The organism is Caballeronia sp. HLA56 (assembly GCF_054655155.1).
On record NZ_BAAHOB010000002.1, the window covers coordinates 702,328 to 722,470 of the forward strand.

The following is a 20,143-nucleotide window of genomic DNA, read 5'->3' on the forward strand; positions in this document are numbered from 1 at the left end:
GTTGCAAGCGCGCCGCATTTTCTTAAGCAGGCGTTTTCTCGCTGACATAACCCGTACTAAGATGTAACGGTCAACGACGACGCTCGCCGAGGCCGAATGTGAGACGAAAGGATCTGCTCTATCTTGCGATTCTGGCGCTTCTTCTAAGGTTCTTGCCTGTCCTTGCGCTCTGTTTCCTGGCAAGCGGCTTAGCGGATTTTCAACGCAGCCGCCAGTTCGATGCAGCAAACTGGCGGCGTTATTTTCTTGGCAATGGCCTGCTTACGTGGGTGCTTTCTCCCTTCAATTTGCTGGTCGATCTCATCTGCGAACGGAATCACGGCGTCTACGATCTCTCGCAGTTACCGGCCGCGCATCAAGACGAGATCCGCTCGATCATCGCCGCTTTCAACGACCATCTTCCGCTAGTGAACGCGCGCCTCGGAGGGCAAATGGCAAGCAAGCGCCGCGGCATGTGTTTCGTGCGCTGGTACGGCATGCCGGTCGATAGTTCGCTTGACTTACCGGAAATGGCGCGCGACTTCAAATACGTCAAGACCATCGGCATATCGGTTTTCAATGAGCGGCAGAGTACTTCAGTGCATTACGGACCGCTGCGTCTTACCTTGCGTTGTCTTTACAACCTGCGTCCCGTCGACGACGAAAATGTCTTTATCGAAGTAGCGGGGCGTCGTCATTATTGGCACGACGATCCGCTATTCATTTTCGACGATACGCTCGTGCATCGGTCGGTCAACGAATCCGATCGCTTGCGGTACTGCATTTTTCTCGATGTCTTGAGGCCTTCGCATTTTGCGCGCGTGCTTGACGTCATGGTCGCGGCGGTGCGTCTTGGCGTCATGTCCATGCGACGTGTGTTCTATGCAAACTGGGAAATGATTCGCTAGCTTGCCAATAGGCGAGAGGGCCGTGAAGCAACTCGCCTTAGCTTTTATCATGCAACTAACTGTCGATCGCGCTCTATACTTTATGTTGACGCCTTAAAGCAAATGCCTCATTCCTTAAGCCTGCAAAGCAACATGGTGCTAAAGCCGTCTGAGCTAAAGGCGTCGCCATCCATGCTCCTTTTTTAATGCGGCGCTACAATCCGCTTGCCTCGTGCTTAGTCGCCTTGCATTCGAGACGCGATGAATTCAAAGACTGACGGCCGCCCCACGCCTTCAGCCTCATGCGATATCCGATAACCATTAATAAGCCGGAGCCGCCCAATGACCACGCTTTCCATCAACGGCCAGACGCATACCGTCGATGCGCCGCCCGACATGCCCTTGCTTTGGGTGCTGCGCGATCTTGTGGGCCTGACGGGCACCAAGTTCGGCTGTGGCATCGCGCAATGCGGCGCCTGCACCGTTCATCTCGACGGCGTCGCCGTGCGTTCATGCGTGCTGCCTGTGGCGGCTGTCGGTGAGCGCAAGGTGACGACGATCGAAGCCGTCGGCGACACACCCGCTGGCAAGAAGGTGCAAACCGCATGGCGTCAACTGGATGTGGTGCAGTGCGGCTACTGCCAGTCCGGACAAGTCATGTCCGCGACCGCATTGCTCACGACCGTTCCCAATCCGACCGACGACGACATCGACGCCGCGATGGCGGGCAACATCTGCCGCTGCGGGACGTATCACCGCATCCGCGCGGCGATCAAGCAAGCCGCGAAGGAGGCCTGAGATGTCGCAAGGCTTAATCGAGGCGGGACGTCATGCGTCGCGCGGGGCATTCTCGCGCCGTGCGTTTCTCAAGTTTGGCGTAACGATAGGCGTGGCTGCCAGCGGCGGCTTATTGATCGGCTTTAGTCTGCCGGCCGCGAGCCAGGATCAGAAGAGCGGCAAGTCCGTTATTGCCGGCGATGGTGTCGAAACGCCGCAAGACGGCGTATTCGCGCCCAACGCCTTCGTGCAGATCGACAAGAACGGCAAGGTCACGCTCATCATGCCAAAGGTCGAGATGGGACAAGGCGTTTATACGGCGCTGCCCATGTTGATCGCCGAAGAGCTGGAAGTGCCGCTCGACAGCGTAGCGATTGCGCATGCGCCGCCCAACGAAAAGCTTTTCATGGACCCGTTGCTGGGCGGTCAACTCACCGGCGGTTCAACGTCGATTCGTTATGCATGGGAACCGATGCGCAAGGCAGGCGCCGCCGCACGCATGACGCTCATAGCGGCTGCCGCGCAGCAATGGCAATGCGATGCATCGACATGCAGCGCCGCAGGCGGCAAGGTCACGCAGGCATCCAGCGGGCGCAGCGCAAGTTATGGCGAACTCGTCGAAGCAGCCGCCAAATTGCCGGTTCCCAAAGACATCAAGCTTAAAGACCCCAAGGACTTCAAGCTGATCGGCACGCCCGCCAAGCGTTTGGATTCTCCCGAAAAAGTGGATGGCACGGCGGTATTCGGTCTCGACGTGCGCTTGCCCGACATGGTCTATGCGGCCATCGTGAACTGCCCGGTGTTCGGCGGCACGCTCGTTTCCGTCGACGACAGTCACGCCAAAAAAATCCCGGGCGTGAAGCAGGTCATCAAGTTCGATAACGGCGTGGCGGTCATCGGCGATCATACGTGGGCCGCCAAACGTGGCGCGGCCGCGCTCGTGATCGAATGGAACGAAGGCGCGGGCGCGAACACATCGACGAAACAGCTTGTCGATGAAATGGCGAGCGCAGCACGACGCTCGGGCGCCGTGGCGCGCAAGGACGGCGATGTCGACAAGGCGTTTGCCAATGCCAAGACGCGTGTCGATGCCGTCTACGTGCAGCCGTTGCTCGCACACGCGACGATGGAGCCGATCAACTGCACGGTGCACGTGCGCGCCGATGGTTGCGATGTCTGGCTAGGCACTCAAGTGCCCACGCGCGTCGTCGATGCAGGCGTCAAAGCCACGGGCTTGCCGCCCGAAAAGATCGTCGTGCATAACCATCTGCTCGGCGGCGGCTTCGGTCGACGGCTCGAATTCGACATGGCCACGCAAGCGCTCAAGATAGGCAAGCAGCTTGGCGTGCCGGTCAAGGTCACATGGTCGCGCGAGGAAGACATTCAGCACGACATGTTTCGTCCTTGCTATCACGACACGCTGTCGGCCGGTCTCGATGCGAACGGCAAGCCCGTGGCGTGGACGCATCGCATCGTCGGTTCGTCGGTGCTTGCGCGTTTTGCGCCGCCGGCGGTGAAGAATGGCATCGACCCGGATGCGGTGGAAGTCTCCGCCGATCTTCCCTACGATCTGCCGAATCAACTCGTGGACTACGTGCGCCAGGAGCCACGCGAGGTGCCGACCGCATTCTGGCGCGGCGTGGGACCGACGCGTGGCACGTTCGTCGTGGAAAGTTTCATCGACGAACTCGCGGCGCAGGCGAAGATCGATCCCGTGCAGTATCGACGCGATCTGCTCGGCAAGTCGCCGCGCGCGCGCAATGTGCTCGATGTCGCCACGCAGGCGGCGGAATGGGGCAAGCAAACCATGCCGCAAGGTCAGGGGCGCGGCGTGTCGGTCATGCATGCGTTCGGCAGTTACTTCGCAATCGTGGCGGACGTCGCCGTCGATAAAGCCGGCGCGGTGAAGGTCAGTCGAATCGTATGCGCGGTGGATTGCGGCATGGTCGTCAATCCGAATACGGTCGAGGCGCAGGTGCAAGGCGGCATCATATTCGGCATTACGGCGGCGCTTTATAGCGAGATCACGATCAAGGACGGCCGCGTCGAGCAGAGCAATTTCACCGACTACCGGATACTGCGTATTCACGAAACGCCGCCGGTGGAAGTGCATATCGTCAAGAGCAGCGAAGCGCCGGGAGGAATCGGCGAACCGGGCACGGCGGCACTCGCGCCCGCCATCACCAATGCGATTTATGCCGCCACCGGCAAGCGACTGAGGCAATTACCAGTCGGCAACCAGTTGCAAAGCGCTTGACGGAGGCCGACATGAAAAACGTATTCAAGCCGCTCGTGGCTGCCTGTTTTGCAGCGTATGCCGTGACGTCGACACTCGCGCATGCAGCGGATGCATCCGCCGATGCACTCGTCGCACGCGGCGCTTACCTTGCCAAAGCCGGCGATTGCGTGGCTTGCCATTCCGCTCCGCGCGGCAAACCCATGACCGGCGGCTTGCCGATGATGACGCCGTTAGGCGCCATCTATACGACCAATATCACGCCCGACCCCGACACAGGCATTGGCCGCTATACGGAAGAGGATTTTGCTAAAGCCTTGCGCGAGGGCGTTGCCAAGGATGGCCATAATCTTTATCCGGCCATGCCTTATCCGTCTTATGCAAAGATCAACGATGAAGACATGCATGCGCTTTATGCGTATTTCATGCATGGCGTCGCGCCGATCAAGCAGGCTAATCGCGAACCAGACTTCAAATGGCCGCTTACCATGCGCTGGCCGCTCAAGCTTTGGAATCTGGTATTTCTCGAGAAGGGCGTGTACCGCGATAAATCCGGCAAGGATGTCGCCTGGAACCGTGGCGCCTATCTCATTCAAGGCCTGGGCCATTGCGGCTCGTGTCATACGCCACGAGGTATCGCGTTCCAGGAAAAAGGACTCGACGAAACGAGCAGCGTCTATTTAAGCGGGGGCTTGCTCGACAACTGGTTTGCATCGAACCTCACCGCCGAACACAACACCGGTCTTGGCCGATGGAGCGAGCAGGATATCGCGACGTTCCTCAAAACCGGCGCGAACGGGCACGCGTCCGCATTCGGCGCAATGACGAGCGTGATCAACAACAGCACGCAAGCCATGAACGACAGCGATGTGGCGGCCATGGCGAGTTATCTGAAGTCGCTGCCGGCAGCGGGCGGTAACGGCAACACGCCGTATTCGTATGATGCCAAGGCCACGAAGGTGTCCCTGGCGCGTCCAGCTGCATCGGATTCGGGCGCGCGTGTCTACACGGCGTACTGCATGCATTGCCACGGCGTGGACGGTCGTGGCTTTGCGCCGATGCTCGCGCCTTTGGCGGGCAATCCCAACGTGCTGGAAAAGGATGCGTCGTCGCTCATTAACGTGACGCTGAACGGCACTGGCGACCTCGTCATTCAAGGCGTGCCGGCGCCTTATCCCATGCCTCGCTATGCGCCGGTACTGAGCGATCAGCAGATAGCGGACGTACTAACGTTCGTTCGCGGCGCATGGAACAACAACACGCCCGCCGTCAACGTCGAGGACGTCACCAAAATGCGCAAGTCGACGCAGGCGGCGCGTTGAGCCGCGTCAAGTGGAAAAATCGACCACGTCGAGCGTGACCGAACTCGACGGATGAGCAAGGAATTTACGATGAACGCGAGCGCTGATGCGCTCGTAGCCATCGCTTAACGCTTTGAGCAGACGCTCGTCGGTAGCACCGACGGGCGCCCAGAAATATTGCTCCAATGCCTTGCGCGTGATGTTGCACTGAATGGCCTGCTCGCGCGAGAAGGCAACGAAACTGACGGACGCGCGGTCCGCCGAGACGCTGGCATTGACGTTCATCTTGCTTGTCATGATTCGACAGGGTTGTCCGGTTCGCGGTTTTTATTTTGTCAGAAATTCGCCGCTCCGCGCATGCTTCATCGTTCGGCAAACGTGCGCAAGCAGGCAAACGACTTCCTTCATTACGGTGACGTGGGAAGCCGCTAAAGTATTCTAAAGGGTTTGCCGAACGTTCGTTCGCTAATGCATTACGCGTTCGCTTTCCCCGCCGCGTCTCAAATGGCGGGCCGGACGGCCCGCACGAGCTACCGACGCTTGTCATTTTCGACAAAAGAATGGAAAGAAAAATAAAAACAATGCATGCTCAGGTGTACTACTCTAGATCGAATGTCCAGAGCAGTGTCTCCACCAAGAGCAGGAGTCGATAACGGTTCGACCTGGCGCGGCTCGCCCCGGTGTCAAAGATGGCGCGTCGTGCATTCCCGAAAGTTCACCAGGCAGCGGTCCGGCTTGCTTCGCGGACGTCTGTTGCCGCCAGCAGGAGCGGAACATGAAGCTTCCATCGACGATGGATCCCTGGAGCCGTACCCTGGCATTGCTCGATAGCCGGTCAAGCCGACGATCGCAGTCTGGCGAGACCCATGGGCTGATGCCGCGTGCCTTCACGCGCGAGCCATCGAACGCATTAGCGCGGGCGGCGGGCGCGGAAAGCGTGAACATTCGCGTGTTGGAGCGCTTGAGCGAATCGACACTGGCGCTTTCATGGCACGATCCCACTTCATTCAATTATTCAGAGCAGGTGTGGGCGCTTTGCACGGCGCGCAAGGGCGGAACGTGCGTGCTAAGCGGGCAGGTGATCAGGCGCGGGCAGCCGGTGTATCGGCCAAGGCGCGTGGGCAGTTCCGTGCCGCTCAATAGCGGCGCGATGATTCTTGCGGGCGCGCTCGTGACGGATGTGCACGAGCCTGCCGAGATGGCGCAGGAAAGCTGAGAAGTCGTCAAGAGGGCGTGTGCAATGCACGCCTCGCCACACCGCTTTTTGATTGTTTCGCCAACGCCATATTCATTAAGCCATTGCGCCGTGCGCGGTTAAAGCACGTCAAGCGCATCGAACGCAATTAGGCCGAAAGCAATAAAAAGTAATCTTTTGAGCGATTGCCGCTATAACAATGGTATCGCTTTAAGATGTCTCGACGGGTGAGTGTGCGCGTCGAGATTAATGCTTCATTGTTTAAGCCTTTATCAATTCTCGTACGCTCATTCCCTAGACCTATGCAGGATATCAAACGGGGGAAGAATGGTTACATTGGCTCAGTTGGAAACTCAGATTCAAAAATTGCAGCGCCGTGCAGATGCATTGCGTGAACGTAAATCGAGCGAGGTGATCGCAAACATTCGCGCGCTGATGCAGGAATATGGCCTGACTACGGCGGATCTCGACAAGAGCGACAGTTCGCCTGGCGTCAAGAAGCGTGGGCGTCCGGTGGGGTCGAAGAATGTGGCTTCGTCCAGGAAGGCCGTCAAGAAATCGAAGATGCCGCCTAAGTATCGTGACCCCGCGAGCGGTCTGACTTGGAGTGGGCACGCGCGTCCACCGGCCTGGATCAAGGATGTAGCAGACCGTAGCGTGTATTTGATCGACGGCGCATCAAACGGCAAAACGGGCGCGCGTCGTGACAGTCCGGCCGGATCGTCTAAGGCAGCGGGCGCCAAGAGCAAAGCTCGTCCGGCAGGAAAGAAAGCGGCAAGCGTGCAAGAAGCAAACACTTGAAAATGCGCTTAGCGCGGTTTAATCCCGCTAAGCAAGCAACGGACTGCGCATGCTGGAATAGCCGCTTGCGCGATCGTAGGCAAGCCCGACTTGCAACACGGCAAGATCCATTTGCGCCGGCCCGATTATTTGTATTCCGGCTGGCAAACCCGCAGGACCGAAACCGGCTGGCGCCGACAACGCGGGTAAGGACGCCATGGTTGCGGGCACCACGGTTTCCATCCATCGGTGATAGGTATCCATTGTTCGTGCGCCTATGGAATGAGGCCAGTTGAGCGTGGCATCGAAGGGGAAGACTTGTGCCGCAGGCAGCACCAGAAAATCATAACGTTCGAATAGCGCGTTGAGCGTTTGATACCACGCCGAACGGTCCAGTGCGGCGCGGTAGACGTCTTCTCCCGAAAGACCCAGTCCGCGCTCGATTTCCCATACGGCTTCGGGCTTTAGCAATGCGCGCTTAGCGGCATCGCGATAAAGCGGCGCATTAGCGCCCGCAATGGCGAAGCTGCGTAAATCGATCCACGCTTGCTACAAGCGATTGAAATCGAATTTCAACTCTGCCGCTTCAACCGTGCAACCTGCCGTTTCAAAGTGACGCAAGGCGGCGCTACAGGTATCGAGCAAGGACGTCTCGGTAGGCAGATATCCGTTCAGATCGCCAAGCCAGCCGATTCGCGTGCCACGCATATCGCGCTCCAAGGCACTGGCAAATGCCGCCGGTGAATCGCCGCGGCGCGAGAGTGGGGCGCGCGCATCGAATCCCGCTTGCACCGAAAGCAGGAAGCCGAGTTCGGGGACCGTGCGCGCCATTGGACCGGCGACGCTGAATTGCTGATAGAACACTTCGTCGGCGGGGCCATACGGCACGCATCCCGGTGTACTGCGAAATCCGAACACGTTGTTGAATGCCGCCGGCGTGCGCAGCGAGCCCATCATGTCCGATCCATCGGCCACGGGAAGCATGCGCAACGCGACCGCAACGGCTGCGCCGCCACTGCTTCCGCCAGCCGACCGAGATGGATCGAATGCGTTGCGCGTCAAACCATAAACGGGGTTATAGGTATGTCCGCCAAGGCCGAACTCGGGAGAGTTGGTGCGGCCAATGAAGACCGCGCCTGCGCGACGCGTGCGTTCGAAAATGAACGCATCGGTTTGCGTGATTTGCTTGGCGAAGAGGGGCGAGCCTTTGGTCGTCACCATGCCGGCGACGGGCAAAATGTCCTTGGGCGCTTGAGGAAAACCATGCAACACGCCAAGACTTCCGCCATGCGCCAATTGCGTGTCGCGCTGGCTTGCGAGCTTTAAAAGACTCTCGCGATCCTGCATCGCGACAATCGCGTTGACTTGCGGGTTGAGGCGATCCACTTGCGCCAGATACGCGCTCATCACTTCGACGCAAGATACTTCTCGTGCATGGATAGCTTGGGATAGCGCAATGGCGTCGAGTGCAACGATATCGTTGGTGGGCAAGGAAGCAAGCCTGGTCATATGCGTTTAGCGATTAAATTCGGGTAACACGTATCCCGCGACTTCCTCGATGACCGCGCGTGCCTCGCGCCGCTCAGAAGAAACGTTCAGCGTGACATGATGCGTGCCGTTATCCCGCATGGCGCGCAGCAGGTCGATCAACGCGCGATAACCCGTGCGATAGCCAAGAGGAATATCGCTGGCAGGTTCGTCGGGATCTTCGCTCAAGTCGAGACGCATGGCCACGCCGAATGCGCGAAATTCGCCGGGCGACACGCGCTCGACCGCTGCGCGCCACATGCTATAGCGGCCGCGCTGCGCTTGCGGTTCACGGTGATAAGTCATCCAGCCAAGCGAGTGACGCGCAATCCAGTCGACGCTTTGACCGCCGGAGCCGACTGCGATCAAGGGAATCGAAGCGTCCTGCTCAGGCCGCAGAAAGAATGCGGGCGCACCTTCGTGCTCGCGGTCCGGAATGACGCGCGAGGGCACCTCGATGGCCGCAGCGAGCGTCTCCCAATGTCGTTTGTATAAGTCGCGGCGTTCTTCAGGATCGCGCCCGAAGGCCGCATATTCAGGCGGCCTGTCACCGGAGCCGACACCGAGAATGAAGCGTCCACGCGAAAGCGTATTGACGGAAACGGCGCCCTTGGCGATATGAAGCGGGTGTCTCAACGTGAGCACGATTGCTCCGCTTGCAAGCGCTATACGCTGCGTATTCGATGCAAGCGCGCCGAGCAGAACCCACGGATCGAGGTGTCCGACGGGATCGGGATAGTCGATGCTATTGAGCGGGACATCGCGCACCCATAGCGCACGAAAGCCGAGTTGATCTGCAAGACGCGCGAGTTCTAGCTGCTCGCTAAAGTCCACTACGGTCCGGCCCGACGTTACCAAGGGAAGCGTAAGGCCGATGGAGAGCTTGCCGGGTGCGAACAGCGTGTTCGCGATGGAAGAGGCGGACATGGCACTCGACGGAAGATGAGAAGGGCATGCTCCATCGATACTATCACTCGGCAAAGAAGCCCGACGCCGTCAAGCGCCGGGCTGTTCATGGCGTTAAATCGCGGGCACCACGCGGCGATGCGTTACGAGCGATACGGCGAACGTCACGACGATATTCACCGCCAGCGCAATCAGGCCGATATAAAGCGGCCACGATCCCGCGCCTACATGCAGGACATACACCGGCTTGAGCCCTTGCGAGATGGCAAGTCCAGTGCCGAGCACGATACCGACGAGCCAGCCGAGAAAGAGGCCGGGCATCGTCATGCGGCGCGTGTAGAGACTGAACACGATAGCGGGGAATATTTGCAGAATCCACACGCCGCCGAGCAATTGCAGGTCGATGGCATATTGCGTCGGCAGGAAGACGATGAACAGCAGCGCGCCGAACTTCACGACGAGCGATACCACCTTGGCCGTCGCGGCTTCCGAAGCGGGCGTCATGTCCGGCGAGATCAGCGGTCCCCACAAGTTGCGTGTGAAAAGATTCGCCGCGCCGATCGACATGATCGCGGCCGGCACGAGCGCACTAATGGCAATGGCCGCCGCCGCGAAGCCCACGAACCACGAGGGAAACAGCGTGTTGAAGAGCGCGGGCACGACATCCGACGCCGATTTCACATGAATGCCCGCCGCGATCGCCATATAGCCGAGCAATGCGATCAGGCCCAGCAGCAAGGTGTAAGCAGGCAGAAAGATTGCGTTCTTGCGCACCGTGGTCGCGGACGACGAAGACAGCACGGCGGTCATGGTATGCGGATACATGAATGCCGCAAGCGCCGATCCAAGCGCAAGCGAAGCATACGCCGTGAATTGCGCGGGCTTGAGCGTGATGCCCGTTGCGCCGCCCTTGGCCTTGAAGAACTGATCGGCGGTATCGAACACATGCGCATAGCCGCCGAGCTTCGACGGAATGACCCACACGGCCGCGATCACGACGATATAGATCATGATGTCCTTGACGAACGCGATCATCGCGGGCGCGCGCAGGCCGCTCGTGTAGGTGTAGAGCGCGAGGATCACGAACGCGACGATCAACGGCAATTCGCCCGTCACGCCAAGTCCCTTGATGACCACCTGCATGCCGACCAGTTGCAGCGCGATATAAGGCATGGTCGCGACGATGCCCGTCAACGCGATGGCAGCAGGGAACCACTTGCCGCCGTACTCGCCGTGCACATAGTCCGCAGCGGTGATGTGATTTTTGGCGTGCGCGATTTTCCAGAGCTTGGGCATTACCGCGAACACGAACGGGTACACGATGATCGTATAAGGCAGCGCGAAAAAGCCGTACGCGCCGACCGAATAGACCAGTGCGGGAACCGCGATCACCGTATAGGCGGTATAGAAATCGCCACCGACCAGGAACCACGAAATCAATACGCCGAATTGCCGGCCGCCCAAGCCCCATTCATGGAGTTGCGTAAGATCGCCACGCTTCCAGCGCGCCGCAAAGAAGCCGACGACGGTGACCAATAGAAAGAACGCGATGAAGATGGTCATCGCAACCGGATTGACTGGATTGAGATCGTTCATTTGATGCCCCGATACACGACATAAAGCAAAAGCGACGTGAGCGGCACCCAAAGAAACTGATACCAGTAGAAGAAGGGAAAGCCTGCGAACGATGGATGCGTGTCGTTATAAAACGGCAGCCAGAGCAGGGCAATATAGGGAATCAAAAGAGTCGCCCAGAGCCATGGACGGTTCTTGTTTTGGTCGCTCGTGTCGGGTTCCAACGCTGGTTCTCCTCATACGTCGTTGCGGGTTCGAGGCGCGGCACAGTATCGTCTTTTGTCTGCGCCTGGCGCTGCGAGCGAATTATCCAAGATATTTGTAATTGATGCGCGCATGTCACGCTATCTTCGTTTAATGCTTACGTGTTCCTTTCCGGTTACGTCGAGCATTAGCTAAACCATCGCCTTTGGTTGGTCTTGGCACGATGCGCTAAAGCTGAACCGCTTTGAAGACGACCAGCATTGCACGCTCGACGCTAAAGCCCGCAGGATCGATCGACACACTCATGCTTCGTCCGACGATCCTTCGAGGTCGATACCCAATTCAGCCGCCATGCGCTCAACCATCGCTCTTAGCTGGTTGACTTCGAGTGTCAGGCGCTTTTGCTCGGCCTTGAGCGATTCGACTTCCGATGGCGACCAAGACTCGCGTTCAGCGACATCGCGCACGGGGAAATCGCTCATGCTCACTTCGCCGCATAGCAAATGCACCCAGCGGCTTTCGCGCTCGCCCGGCACGCGCGGCAATTTCATCACGCGCGGCGGGTCGTTGGAAGCGAGCTCATCGAGAAAGCTCTCCACGGAGGAGATGTCCGCGAAGCCATGCAGACGCGCGCTGTTCGAACGCAATTCGGCAGCGGTTTGCGGGCCGCGCAAGAACAACGTAGCGAGCAAGGCAACCGATTGGCTCGGCACACCAAGCACACGATTGACGTTATGTTCGAAACGCGGCACGCGGCTGCTGCTGCCTTCCATCACGAGCGAGAGGCGCTTCAATCCGTCGATGGTCGTGAGGACTTCGTCCTCGCTCACGTTCATGACTGGAGCCCGTGCGGTCTTCTGGTTGCATCCCGAGGTGAGGGAGTTGAGCGATAAAGGATAAGTGTCTGGCACGGTATGCTGCTTTTCGACGAGCACGCCGAGGACGCGTGCTTCGAGTGGCGTGAGTTCGCGCAAGGCAGGGCGCGAAGCGGGAGAAGAGGGCGTATTCATAAACTGTCGGAGACTGGCGGTGAGACGCTTATGATACCGGTGGAGCGCAACGATTCATGCGTACGCGCACCGCCGTGCGGCCGTCTGGCTTCCTCAGACTGTGCACTCGTTCGGACCGATGCGCTTTTATGGTGCATGGTTGTTGGCATCGGCGCAATATAAAGGTGTTTAATTCCGGCTTGTACCATTGGCATTGAAGTTGCTTTTCGATTGAACGGCACTGGGCTGCCCGCGCATTCGATGCAGACGAAAATCGTGCCTATCGTTGGCATCGCGCTTAGAGGTCGCCTAAGAAACAACACGACATACCGGTTGAGTCCGGTCGGCCGCGTCGTTAGGCTTTCGAGCGTTTGCGAGTGCAACCAGAATTACGAGCGAAGGGGCGCCGCCCCAGCATGCACTTCATATGGAAGACCGGTTATGACGCAAGCATTCTTCAACGAGATGTTCGAGCAAAGCGTGCTGGAGGCGCGCGGTGTGCCAGCGGCAGCCTTCAATGAGGTGGGCGATCCGCGCAAGCATTACCGCGATTTCATGACCTGGCTCATCGCGCAGAGCGAACAGCAAATCAGCCTCAAGCGCGCCGAAGCCGATCTCAACTTTCGCCGCGTCGGCATTACGTTCGCAGTCTACGGAACGAGCGATACATCCGGCAGCATTCCCGAACGTACCATTCCCTTCGATGTCATTCCGCGCATCTTTCCCGCAGACGAATGGAAAGCGCTGGAGCGCGGTTTGCGGCAACGCGTCAATGCGCTCAATCGGTTCATTCACGACATCTATCACGAGCAGAACATCATTCGCGCGGGCATCATTCCCGAGGCGCAGATTCTCAACAACTCGCAGTATCGGCCGGAGATGCGCGGCGTTAAGGTGACGCGCGACATCTATGCGCATATCGCGGGTATCGACATCGTTCGTGCCGGCCAAGGCGAGTTCTACGTACTCGAAGACAATCTGCGTGTGCCGTCGGGCGTGTCCTACATGCTTGAAAACCGCAAGATGATGATGCGGCTCTTTCCCGATCTGTTCGCGCGTAACCGCGTGGCGCCGGTTGCGCATTACCCCGATTTGCTGCTCGATACATTGCGCGCGGCGGCACCCGCAGGCGTTGAAAATCCGACGATCGTCGTGATGACGCCCGGCATGTATAACTCGGCGTATTTCGAACACACGTTCCTCGCGCAGCAAATGGGCGTCGAGTTGGTCGAAGGACAGGATCTCTTCGTCGACCACGACTTCGTGTATATGCGCACGACGCAAGGGCCGCAGCGCGTCGATGTGATCTATCGCCGCGTGGATGACGACTTCCTCGATCCGCTCGTGTTCCGCGAAGATTCGTCGCTCGGCGTTCCGGGCCTCATCTCGGCATATCGCGCGGGCAACGTGTCACTCTGCAATGCGGTAGGAACAGGCATTGCCGACGACAAATCGATCTACCCGTATGTGCCGGACATGGTGCGCTTCTATCTCGGCGAAGAGCCGATACTCAACAACGTGCCGACATGGATGTGCCGCAAGCCAGACGACTTCAAGTATGTGCTCGATCACTTGCCCGAACTCGTCGTGAAGGAAACGCATGGCGCGGGCGGCTACGGCATGCTGGTCGGCCCGGCATCGACGACCGCGCAGATCGCCGAGTTTCGCAAGGTGCTCGAAGCGCATCCGGACAAATACATCGCGCAGCCTACGCTCGCGCTATCGACATGCCCGACGTATGTGGAGGCAGGCATCGCGCCTCGCCATATCGATCTGCGTCCGTTCGTGCTGTCGGGCAACGAGGTGCGCATGGTGCCGGGCGGCCTTACTCGGGTCGCGCTACGTGAAGGTTCTCTTGTCGTGAATTCGTCGCAAGGAGGCGGAACCAAGGACACGTGGGTGCTTGAACGCTAAGAGCCCCGGCTCGAGAATCGAGACGCGAACCTCCATATCAACAACCGGGAAAACCCATGCTGAGCCGTACCGCGGATCATCTCTTCTGGATGGCGCGCTATACCGAACGCGCCGAAAACACCGCGCGCATGCTCGACGCGAACTATCAGCTTTCGCTCTTGCCGCAGTCCGACGAATATGCGGAACTGGGCTGGCGCGCGATGCTTTCCATCTCCGAACTAAGCGGCATCTATTCCGCCGCGCACCACGGCATGAAGAGCCACGAGGTCGTCGACTTCATGGCGCGGGACATGTCGAATCCCTCGTCCATCGTGAGTTGTCTGCGGGCTGCTCGCGAGAATGCACGCGCTGTACGCAGTTCGACGAACAGCGAGTTGTGGGAATCGCTCAATACGACGTGGCTCGACTGTCAGCGCATGCTGGCCGATGGCATTCTCGAGCGCGAGCCCTATACCTTCTTCGAGTGGGTGAAGTTTCGTTCGCATCTCTCGCGCGGGGTTCAGCTCGGCACGCTCGTCAAGGACGATGCGTTTTACTTCATGCGTCTCGGAACCTTCATCGAACGTGCGGATAATACGGCTCGCATTCTCGATGTGAAGTTCGAGATGATGGAGCAGCGCGCCGATACCTCCGCGCAGCCGTTCGATTATCACCACTGGACCGCCGTGCTGGGCTCGGTATCGGGCTTCGAGGTGTATCGCCGAGTGTATCGCGATGTCATCACGCCCGAGCGCGTTGCCGGCCTCCTCATTCTCTATGGCGAATGGCCGCGCTCGCTTGCGGCGAGCATTGCCGAAGCGGAGCTGCTCATCCGTCATGTCACCAAGGGTCGCGAGACCGAGGCGTCGCGCCTAGCGGCGCAATTGAGCGCCGAGCTTAGAACGGGACGCATCAGCGAGATTCTGCAAGCGGGGCTGCACGCGTATCTCGTGAGCTTTCTCGCGCGCGTGAACGATCTTGCAGGCCGTATCAGCCGCGAGTTTCTCTTGCCTATCGCTCCCGAGACGCCGGAAGCGACTCAGGAGCCCTCGCAAACGCAGACGCAAACGCAGGGGACGGGTCAGTCGCAGAGCCAGTCGCAAGGCTCCGCTTGAACGCGTCCCTAGCGTTTCGACGCTGCCGCGACGACGCGATGCACGAAGCGCAGCTTGTCGATCACCGCCGGGGCGAGCGTGAACGGATAACCATCGGGCATGCCCAGGCTGCGGTTCAGGCTGTTGAGCACATAGGTCAACGGAAACCAGCGTTTCATCAGGTTATCGAAGGTGGTTTCCTCGACAGGCGTCTGGTCGGTAAGCGTCGGTTCATGCGGACTGTCGGGGACGAGCGCGAGGCCGCAGGACACGGCGGTATCGAGCGTATCGACGATATGCAGGTAATGCGCCCAGGTCTCGGCCCAGTCCTCCCACGGATGCATCGTGGCATAGCTGCTCACGAAGTTCTCTTCCCAATTGGGAGGCGGTCCCTCGTTGTAATGGCGCTGGAGCGCGGCGTTGTAGTCCTGCTGCTCGTCGCCGAATGCAGTGCGATATGGCGCAATTCGCGCGGTGTCGCCAATCAGGCGATCGAAGAAATAGTGCCCTGTTTCATGGCGGAAATGACCGAGCAAGGTGCGATACGGCTCATGCAGATCGGCGCGCGTTTTCTCGCGATGCGCGTCGTCGGCTTCCGCGATGTTGAGCGTGATGATGCCGTTGTCGTGACCCGTCATCACGCCGTGGCCTTGCGAATCGCCTTCGAGAAAGCGGAATTCGAGGCCGCGTTCCGGGTCTTCCTGCCGCGAGATCACCGGCAGGCCGAGCTCGGAAAGCGTATAGAGCAAGCGCCGCTTGGCCGCCTCGATCCGATACCAGTAGGTGCGGTTGTCGGGATTGTCGAGGTTGGGAATGACGCTCGTGAGCTTGCAGGAGCAGCAGAGCGTTTCCGGCGAGTCGGCGGGAACCACCCAGTTGCAGACGTTCTCGACCTCGTAGTTATGACACGGGCGGTACAACATGTCTTTCGCGAGGGGATGCAGGCTTTTCCATTGGCCGTCGCCGGTTTCCTCGAATGCGCTGATCTGATTGAGTTCGGGCACGTAGCCAAGCCGCGCGCCGCAATTTTCGCAGTGTGTGTTCTCGAAGAACACGAGCTGATCGCAGCGGTTGCAGTGAAAAGTCTTCATCGTGATAGCCGGAAGGGGTGGAGTTCGCGTCGGAACCGACGCGGTGTTCGTGGATGCGCGCAGTCCACGCAATCATCGTGCCGCGTTAAGCGCTCTTCCCGCCTGGCGTTACAGCAACGCTTAAGCAACAGATAAGACGCGCACGATGCACTGTCCGTGTGCGGCGTCATTTGAATAAAAGGAGTCCGGTGTGTCCATTCGCGTCGCGTTGAACCATGTCACGCATTACCGTTATGACCGGCTCGTCGGGCTGTCGCCGCAAGTGGTGCGCTTGCGCCCGGCGCCGCATTGCCGCACGCCGATTCTGTCGTACTCGTTGAACGTCGAGCCCGAGGAACACTTCATCAACTGGCAGCAGGACGCGTTCGCCAATTATCAGGCGCGCCTTGTTTTCCCGGAGAAAACGCGCGAGTTCAAGGTGACGGTCGATCTCGTCGCCGAGATGGCGGTCTATAACCCGTTCGATTTCTTTCTCGAACCGTCCGCCGAAAAATTTCCGTTCGCTTACGCGCCGGATTTGCGCCACGACCTCGCACCCTACATGATCAAGCGCGAATTGACGCCGCGCTTTGCGGAGTTTATCGCGAGCATCGACCGTACGGAGACGCCGACCATCGACTTCATGGTCGGATTGAATCAACGTCTCGCCGATGAGATTCGCTACCTGATCCGCATGGAACCGGGCGTGCAGACGCCGGAGGAAACGCTCGTCAGCGCTGCCGGTTCGTGCCGCGATTCAGGCTGGCTGCTCGTCGAAACGCTGCGCCATCTGGGACTTGCAGCGCGCTTCGTCTCGGGCTATCTGCTGCAGCTCGCGCCGGATACGAAATCGCTCGACGGTCCGAGCGGCACGGAAGTCGACTTCACGGATCTGCATGCATGGTGCGAAGTGTTTCTGCCGGGCGCGGGCTGGATCGGTTTCGATCCGACCTCGGGCCTGCTCGCGGGAGAAGGCCACATTCCGGTGGCGTGCACGCCGGAGCCGGACAGCGCGGCGCCCGTTTCAGGTGCAGTCGATGAGAGCGAAGTCGAATTCACTCACACCATGACCATCACGCGCGTGCTGGAAACGCCGCGTGTGACGAAGCCGTACAGCGAGGAAGACTGGAGTGACGTGCTGCGCATGGGCGATCAGGTCGATGCGCAGTTGAATGCTTCCGACGTGCGCCTGACGATGGGCGGCGAGCCGACCTATGTCGCTGTGCGCGACCGCGATGCGCCCGAATGGAACACCGACGCCCTCGGTCCGACCAAACGCGCCTACGCCGTCACGCTAATGGACAAGCTGCGCACGGAGTACGGCGTGAACGGCTTCCTTCATATCGGCCAGGGCAAGTGGTATCCCGGCGAGCAGTTGCCGCGCTGGGCGCTGTCGCTATTCTGGCGTGCGGACGGCGAGCCGTGCTGGAGCGATCCCACGCTCTTCGCGGACGAACGCGAGCCCGCCAACTACACCGCCGAAGATGCCGAGCGCTTCATTCGCCATCTCGCGGGCAAGCTTTCCTTGGATGCAAAATACGTTCAGGCGGGCTACGAAGACAGTTGGTACTACCTGTGGCGCGAGCGTCGCCTGCCGGTCAACGTGGACCCGTTCGACTCGCGTCTCGACGACGAACTGGAGCGCGCACGGCTCTTCCGTGTGTTCGATTCCGGCTTGCCCTCGGTGACCGGCTACGCGCTGCCCATTGCCCGCGAAGCCGCCGACGGCACGCGTCCGGCGCACTGGGCGAGCGGCCCGTGGTTCTTCCGCGACGAGCGCATGTATCTGATTCCGGGCGATTCGCCGATGGGCTACCGCATGCCGCTCGATTCGCTGCCGTGGGTGGCCAAGAGCGACTATCCGTATCAGCACGAGCACGACCCGTTTGCGCCGTCCATGCCGTTGCGCCGGGCGGCTGAATTTCGCATGCAATATGCCGCCGACCGGGATTTTGAATCCGGTGTGCAAAATGCCGAGCCGGGCGCAGATGTTCTCGGCAGCGATGCGGCAGGTCCGGGGAAAGCATTGATTGGATCGTCAGCCTTGGACGATGCATCGGCGTATTCGGCAACCACTCGCATGCCCGAACGAGGCGAATCCGCGAAGTGGATCGCGCGTACCGCCGTGTGCGTCGAAGCACGCAATCCGGCGCGCGCCGCAGGTCCGAAAGCCGAAGCCGATGCGCTCAAGAAACACGGCAACGGCAACAAGCTCATGCATGTGTTCATGCCGCCGCTGACCTCGCTCGACGCATATCTCGACTTGCTCGCCGCCGTCGAAGCCACGGCCGCCGACCTGCGTATCCCGGTGATCGTCGAAGGCTATCCGCCGCCGCGCGACACGCGTCTGAAGGTGCTGCAAGTCACGCCCGATCCTGGTGTGATCGAGGTGAACATTCATCCGGCATCGAACTGGAAACAGCTCGTCGAGCACACCGAATTTCTCTATAACGCGGCGCACGAGACGTATCTGAGCCCTGAGAAATTCATGCTCGACGGCCGTCACACTGGCACGGGCGGCGGCAACCACTTCGTCCTTGGCGGTGCGACTCCGCCCGACAGCCCATTCCTGCGACGGCCCGATCTGCTCGCGAGCCTGATTGCCTATTGGCTCAACCACCCGTCGCTATCCACACTGTTCTCGGGTCTCTTTATCGGTCCGACGAGCCAGGCGCCGCGTGTCGACGAGGCGCGCAACGATCAGGTCTACGAGCTTGAAATTGCATTCAAGGAACTGCAACGCCAGCTCGATCTGCTGGGCGGTCGCGACAGCGCCACCGTGCCGCCTTGGCTCATCGACCGCATTCTGCGCAATATCCTGATCGATGTGACCGGCAACACGCACCGCGCGGAATTCTGCATCGACAAACTGTATTCGCCCGATGGTCCGACTGGCCGCCTCGGCCTGCTCGAACTGCGCGGCTTCGAAATGCCGCCGCACGCGCGCATGAGCCTCGTGCAGCAGCTTCTGCTGCGTGCGCTGGTCGCCCGCTTCTGGGAAAAGCCCTACACCGCGCGCCTTACGCGCTGGGGCACGGAGCTGCACGACCGCTTCATGCTCGGCAGTTTCGTGGAAATGGATTTCGAGGACGTGCTGGCCGACTTGCGCGAAGCCGGCTTCGCATTCGAGAAGAGCTGGTTCGATCCGCATTTTGAATTCCGTTTCCCGCTCGTCGGCGCCTACGACACCAATGGCATCGAACTGACGCTGCGCAATGCACTCGAACCGTGGCACGTGATGGGCGAGGAAGGTGCGATAGGCGGCACGGTGCGCTTCGTCGATTCTTCCGTCGAGCGGCTCGAAGTGCGGGCGCTCGGGCTCAACGGCGCCCGGCATGTCATTACCGTGAACGGCCGCCCCTTGCCGATGCAGCCCACGGGACGCGTCAGTGAATATGTGGCCGGCGTGCGCTTCAGAGCATGGTCGCAATCGGCGTCGCTGCATCCGACCATCGACGTGCATGCGCCGCTGACTTTCGATATCGTCGATACCTGGACGGGCCGCGCCATCGGCGGATGTCAGTATCATGTCGCGCATCCGGGCGGGCGCAATTATCAGACGTTCCCGGTGAATGCATACGAAGCGGAGAGCCGCCGGCGCGCGCGTTTCTTCGCGACGGGACATACGCCGGGCCCAACACAGATCGAGCCGCAGCAACGCAGCCTCGAATTCCCCTTCACGCTCGACCTGCGCTATCGTTAAGAAGCGCTCATTCACGGAACCAGACGA

Annotated in this window: 15 protein-coding genes and 3 pseudogenes; 10 read left to right on the plus strand and 8 right to left on the minus strand. The window is 59.8% G+C overall.

Going from position 1 to position 20,143, the window contains the following annotated elements; genetic code table 11:
* Positions 1-98: 98 nt before the first annotated feature.
* The 3 genes and pseudogenes from ACYQ47_RS09570 to ACYQ47_RS09580 form a co-directional block, all read left to right on the plus strand.
* Positions 99-887, plus strand: a complete 789-nt coding sequence (locus ACYQ47_RS09570; protein ID WP_459905216.1) for an aspartyl/asparaginyl beta-hydroxylase domain-containing protein — start codon at positions 99-101, stop codon at positions 885-887.
* 321 nt (positions 888-1,208) lie between these two features.
* Positions 1,209-1,664 carry a (2Fe-2S)-binding protein gene (locus tag ACYQ47_RS09575; protein ID WP_244830799.1) on the plus strand — a complete coding sequence of 152 codons (456 nt, stop codon included), beginning with the start codon at positions 1,209-1,211 and terminating at the stop codon, positions 1,662-1,664.
* A 1-nt stretch (position 1,665) separates the two neighbouring features.
* Positions 1,666-3,360, plus strand: a pseudogene (locus ACYQ47_RS09580) (xanthine dehydrogenase family protein molybdopterin-binding subunit); the annotation flags it as partial.
* 78 nt (positions 3,361-3,438) lie between these two features.
* On the opposite strand, the pseudogene ACYQ47_RS09585 reads toward ACYQ47_RS09580, so the two are convergent.
* Positions 3,439-3,489, minus strand: a pseudogene (locus ACYQ47_RS09585) (hypothetical protein); the annotation flags it as partial.
* On the opposite strand from ACYQ47_RS09585, the gene ACYQ47_RS09590 reads away from it, so the two are divergent.
* Both ACYQ47_RS09590 and ACYQ47_RS09595 read left to right on the plus strand, forming a co-directional pair.
* Positions 3,484-3,900 carry a molybdopterin cofactor-binding domain-containing protein gene (locus tag ACYQ47_RS09590; RefSeq protein ID WP_370652259.1) on the plus strand — a complete coding sequence of 139 codons (417 nt, stop codon included), beginning with the start codon at positions 3,484-3,486 and terminating at the stop codon, positions 3,898-3,900. The pseudogene ACYQ47_RS09585 and the gene ACYQ47_RS09590 overlap by 6 nt on opposite strands.
* Positions 3,901-3,911: 11 nt before the next feature.
* Positions 3,912-5,201 carry a c-type cytochrome gene (locus ACYQ47_RS09595; RefSeq protein ID WP_459905217.1) on the plus strand — a complete coding sequence of 430 codons (1,290 nt, stop codon included), beginning with the start codon at positions 3,912-3,914 and terminating at the stop codon, positions 5,199-5,201.
* A 6-nt stretch (positions 5,202-5,207) separates the two neighbouring features.
* On the opposite strand, the gene ACYQ47_RS09600 is transcribed toward ACYQ47_RS09595, so the two are convergent.
* The gene (locus ACYQ47_RS09600) at positions 5,208-5,477 is read right to left on the minus strand and encodes a DUF1488 family protein (RefSeq protein ID WP_244830795.1); all 270 of its coding nucleotides are present in this window, start codon (positions 5,475-5,477) and stop codon (positions 5,208-5,210) included.
* A gap of 478 nt (positions 5,478-5,955) precedes the next feature.
* Here ACYQ47_RS09600 and ACYQ47_RS09605 point away from each other — a divergent pair, with 478 nt between their 5' ends.
* Entirely contained in the window at positions 5,956-6,396 is a 441-nt protein-coding gene (locus ACYQ47_RS09605; RefSeq protein ID WP_250469359.1) for a DUF3331 domain-containing protein, read from the plus strand.
* Positions 6,397-6,702: 306 nt separating this feature from the next.
* Positions 6,703-7,176 carry an H-NS histone family protein gene (locus tag ACYQ47_RS09610; protein ID WP_250494571.1) on the plus strand — a complete coding sequence of 158 codons (474 nt, stop codon included), beginning with the start codon at positions 6,703-6,705 and terminating at the stop codon, positions 7,174-7,176.
* A gap of 27 nt (positions 7,177-7,203) precedes the next feature.
* Here ACYQ47_RS09610 and ACYQ47_RS09615 read toward each other — a convergent pair.
* From ACYQ47_RS09615 to ACYQ47_RS09635, 5 genes and pseudogenes are all read right to left on the minus strand, one after another.
* Positions 7,204-8,664, minus strand: a pseudogene (locus tag ACYQ47_RS09615) (amidase).
* Positions 8,665-8,670: 6 nt separating this feature from the next.
* Entirely contained in the window at positions 8,671-9,609 is a 939-nt protein-coding gene (locus tag ACYQ47_RS09620) for an LLM class oxidoreductase (protein WP_459905218.1), read from the minus strand.
* Between the two features lie 93 nt (positions 9,610-9,702).
* Entirely contained in the window at positions 9,703-11,184 is a 1,482-nt protein-coding gene (mctP, locus tag ACYQ47_RS09625) for a monocarboxylate uptake permease MctP (protein ID WP_309847266.1), read from the minus strand.
* Positions 11,181-11,387 carry a DUF3311 domain-containing protein gene (locus tag ACYQ47_RS09630; RefSeq protein ID WP_370652249.1) on the minus strand — a complete coding sequence of 69 codons (207 nt, stop codon included), beginning with the start codon at positions 11,385-11,387 and terminating at the stop codon, positions 11,181-11,183. Before ACYQ47_RS09630 ends, mctP begins: the two co-directional genes overlap by 4 nt.
* Before the next feature lie 282 nt (positions 11,388-11,669).
* Positions 11,670-12,377: a YceH family protein gene (locus ACYQ47_RS09635; protein ID WP_459905219.1), complete on the minus strand. Its 708-nt coding sequence runs from the start codon at positions 12,375-12,377 to the stop codon at positions 11,670-11,672.
* 420 nt (positions 12,378-12,797) lie between these two features.
* Here ACYQ47_RS09635 and ACYQ47_RS09640 point away from each other — a divergent pair, with 420 nt between their 5' ends.
* Positions 12,798-14,270, plus strand: coding sequence for a circularly permuted type 2 ATP-grasp protein (locus ACYQ47_RS09640; protein WP_250527672.1), 1,473 nt, complete (start codon positions 12,798-12,800; stop codon positions 14,268-14,270).
* Between the two features lie 56 nt (positions 14,271-14,326).
* Positions 14,327-15,364, plus strand: coding sequence for an alpha-E domain-containing protein (locus ACYQ47_RS09645; protein WP_250469366.1), 1,038 nt, complete (start codon positions 14,327-14,329; stop codon positions 15,362-15,364).
* A gap of 8 nt (positions 15,365-15,372) precedes the next feature.
* Here ACYQ47_RS09645 and ACYQ47_RS09650 read toward each other — a convergent pair whose 3' ends face one another.
* Positions 15,373-16,434 carry a zinc-binding metallopeptidase family protein gene (locus tag ACYQ47_RS09650; protein WP_244830786.1) on the minus strand — a complete coding sequence of 354 codons (1,062 nt, stop codon included), beginning with the start codon at positions 16,432-16,434 and terminating at the stop codon, positions 15,373-15,375.
* A 190-nt stretch (positions 16,435-16,624) separates the two neighbouring features.
* Here ACYQ47_RS09650 and ACYQ47_RS09655 point away from each other — a divergent pair, with 190 nt between their 5' ends.
* Complete coding sequence (locus tag ACYQ47_RS09655) at positions 16,625-20,116, plus strand: transglutaminase family protein (protein WP_459905221.1); 3,492 nt, start codon at positions 16,625-16,627, stop codon at positions 20,114-20,116.
* Positions 20,117-20,143: the final 27 nt, after the last annotated feature.

Bases quoted from the DNA above. Each gene is read 5' to 3' on its own strand.
- ACYQ47_RS09620 (WP_459905218.1), bottom strand. From the start codon at position 9,609: ATGTCCGCCTCTTCCATCGCGAACACGCTGTTCGCACCCGGCAAGCTC.
- ACYQ47_RS09640 (WP_250527672.1), top strand. From the start codon at position 12,798: ATGACGCAAGCATTCTTCAACGAGATGTTCGAGCAAAGCGTGCTGGAG.
- ACYQ47_RS09635 (WP_459905219.1), bottom strand. From the start codon at position 12,377: ATGAATACGCCCTCTTCTCCCGCTTCGCGCCCTGCCTTGCGCGAACTC.
- ACYQ47_RS09650 (WP_244830786.1), bottom strand. From the start codon at position 16,434: ATGAAGACTTTTCACTGCAACCGCTGCGATCAGCTCGTGTTCTTCGAG.
- ACYQ47_RS09605 (WP_250469359.1), top strand. From the start codon at position 5,956: ATGAAGCTTCCATCGACGATGGATCCCTGGAGCCGTACCCTGGCATTG.
- ACYQ47_RS09645 (WP_250469366.1), top strand. From the start codon at position 14,327: ATGCTGAGCCGTACCGCGGATCATCTCTTCTGGATGGCGCGCTATACC.
- ACYQ47_RS09595 (WP_459905217.1), top strand. From the start codon at position 3,912: ATGAAAAACGTATTCAAGCCGCTCGTGGCTGCCTGTTTTGCAGCGTAT.
- ACYQ47_RS09575 (WP_244830799.1), top strand. From the start codon at position 1,209: ATGACCACGCTTTCCATCAACGGCCAGACGCATACCGTCGATGCGCCG.
- ACYQ47_RS09610 (WP_250494571.1), top strand. From the start codon at position 6,703: ATGGTTACATTGGCTCAGTTGGAAACTCAGATTCAAAAATTGCAGCGC.
- ACYQ47_RS09590 (WP_370652259.1), top strand. From the start codon at position 3,484: ATGCATGCGTTCGGCAGTTACTTCGCAATCGTGGCGGACGTCGCCGTC.
- mctP (WP_309847266.1), bottom strand. From the start codon at position 11,184: ATGAACGATCTCAATCCAGTCAATCCGGTTGCGATGACCATCTTCATC.
- ACYQ47_RS09600 (WP_244830795.1), bottom strand. From the start codon at position 5,477: ATGACAAGCAAGATGAACGTCAATGCCAGCGTCTCGGCGGACCGCGCG.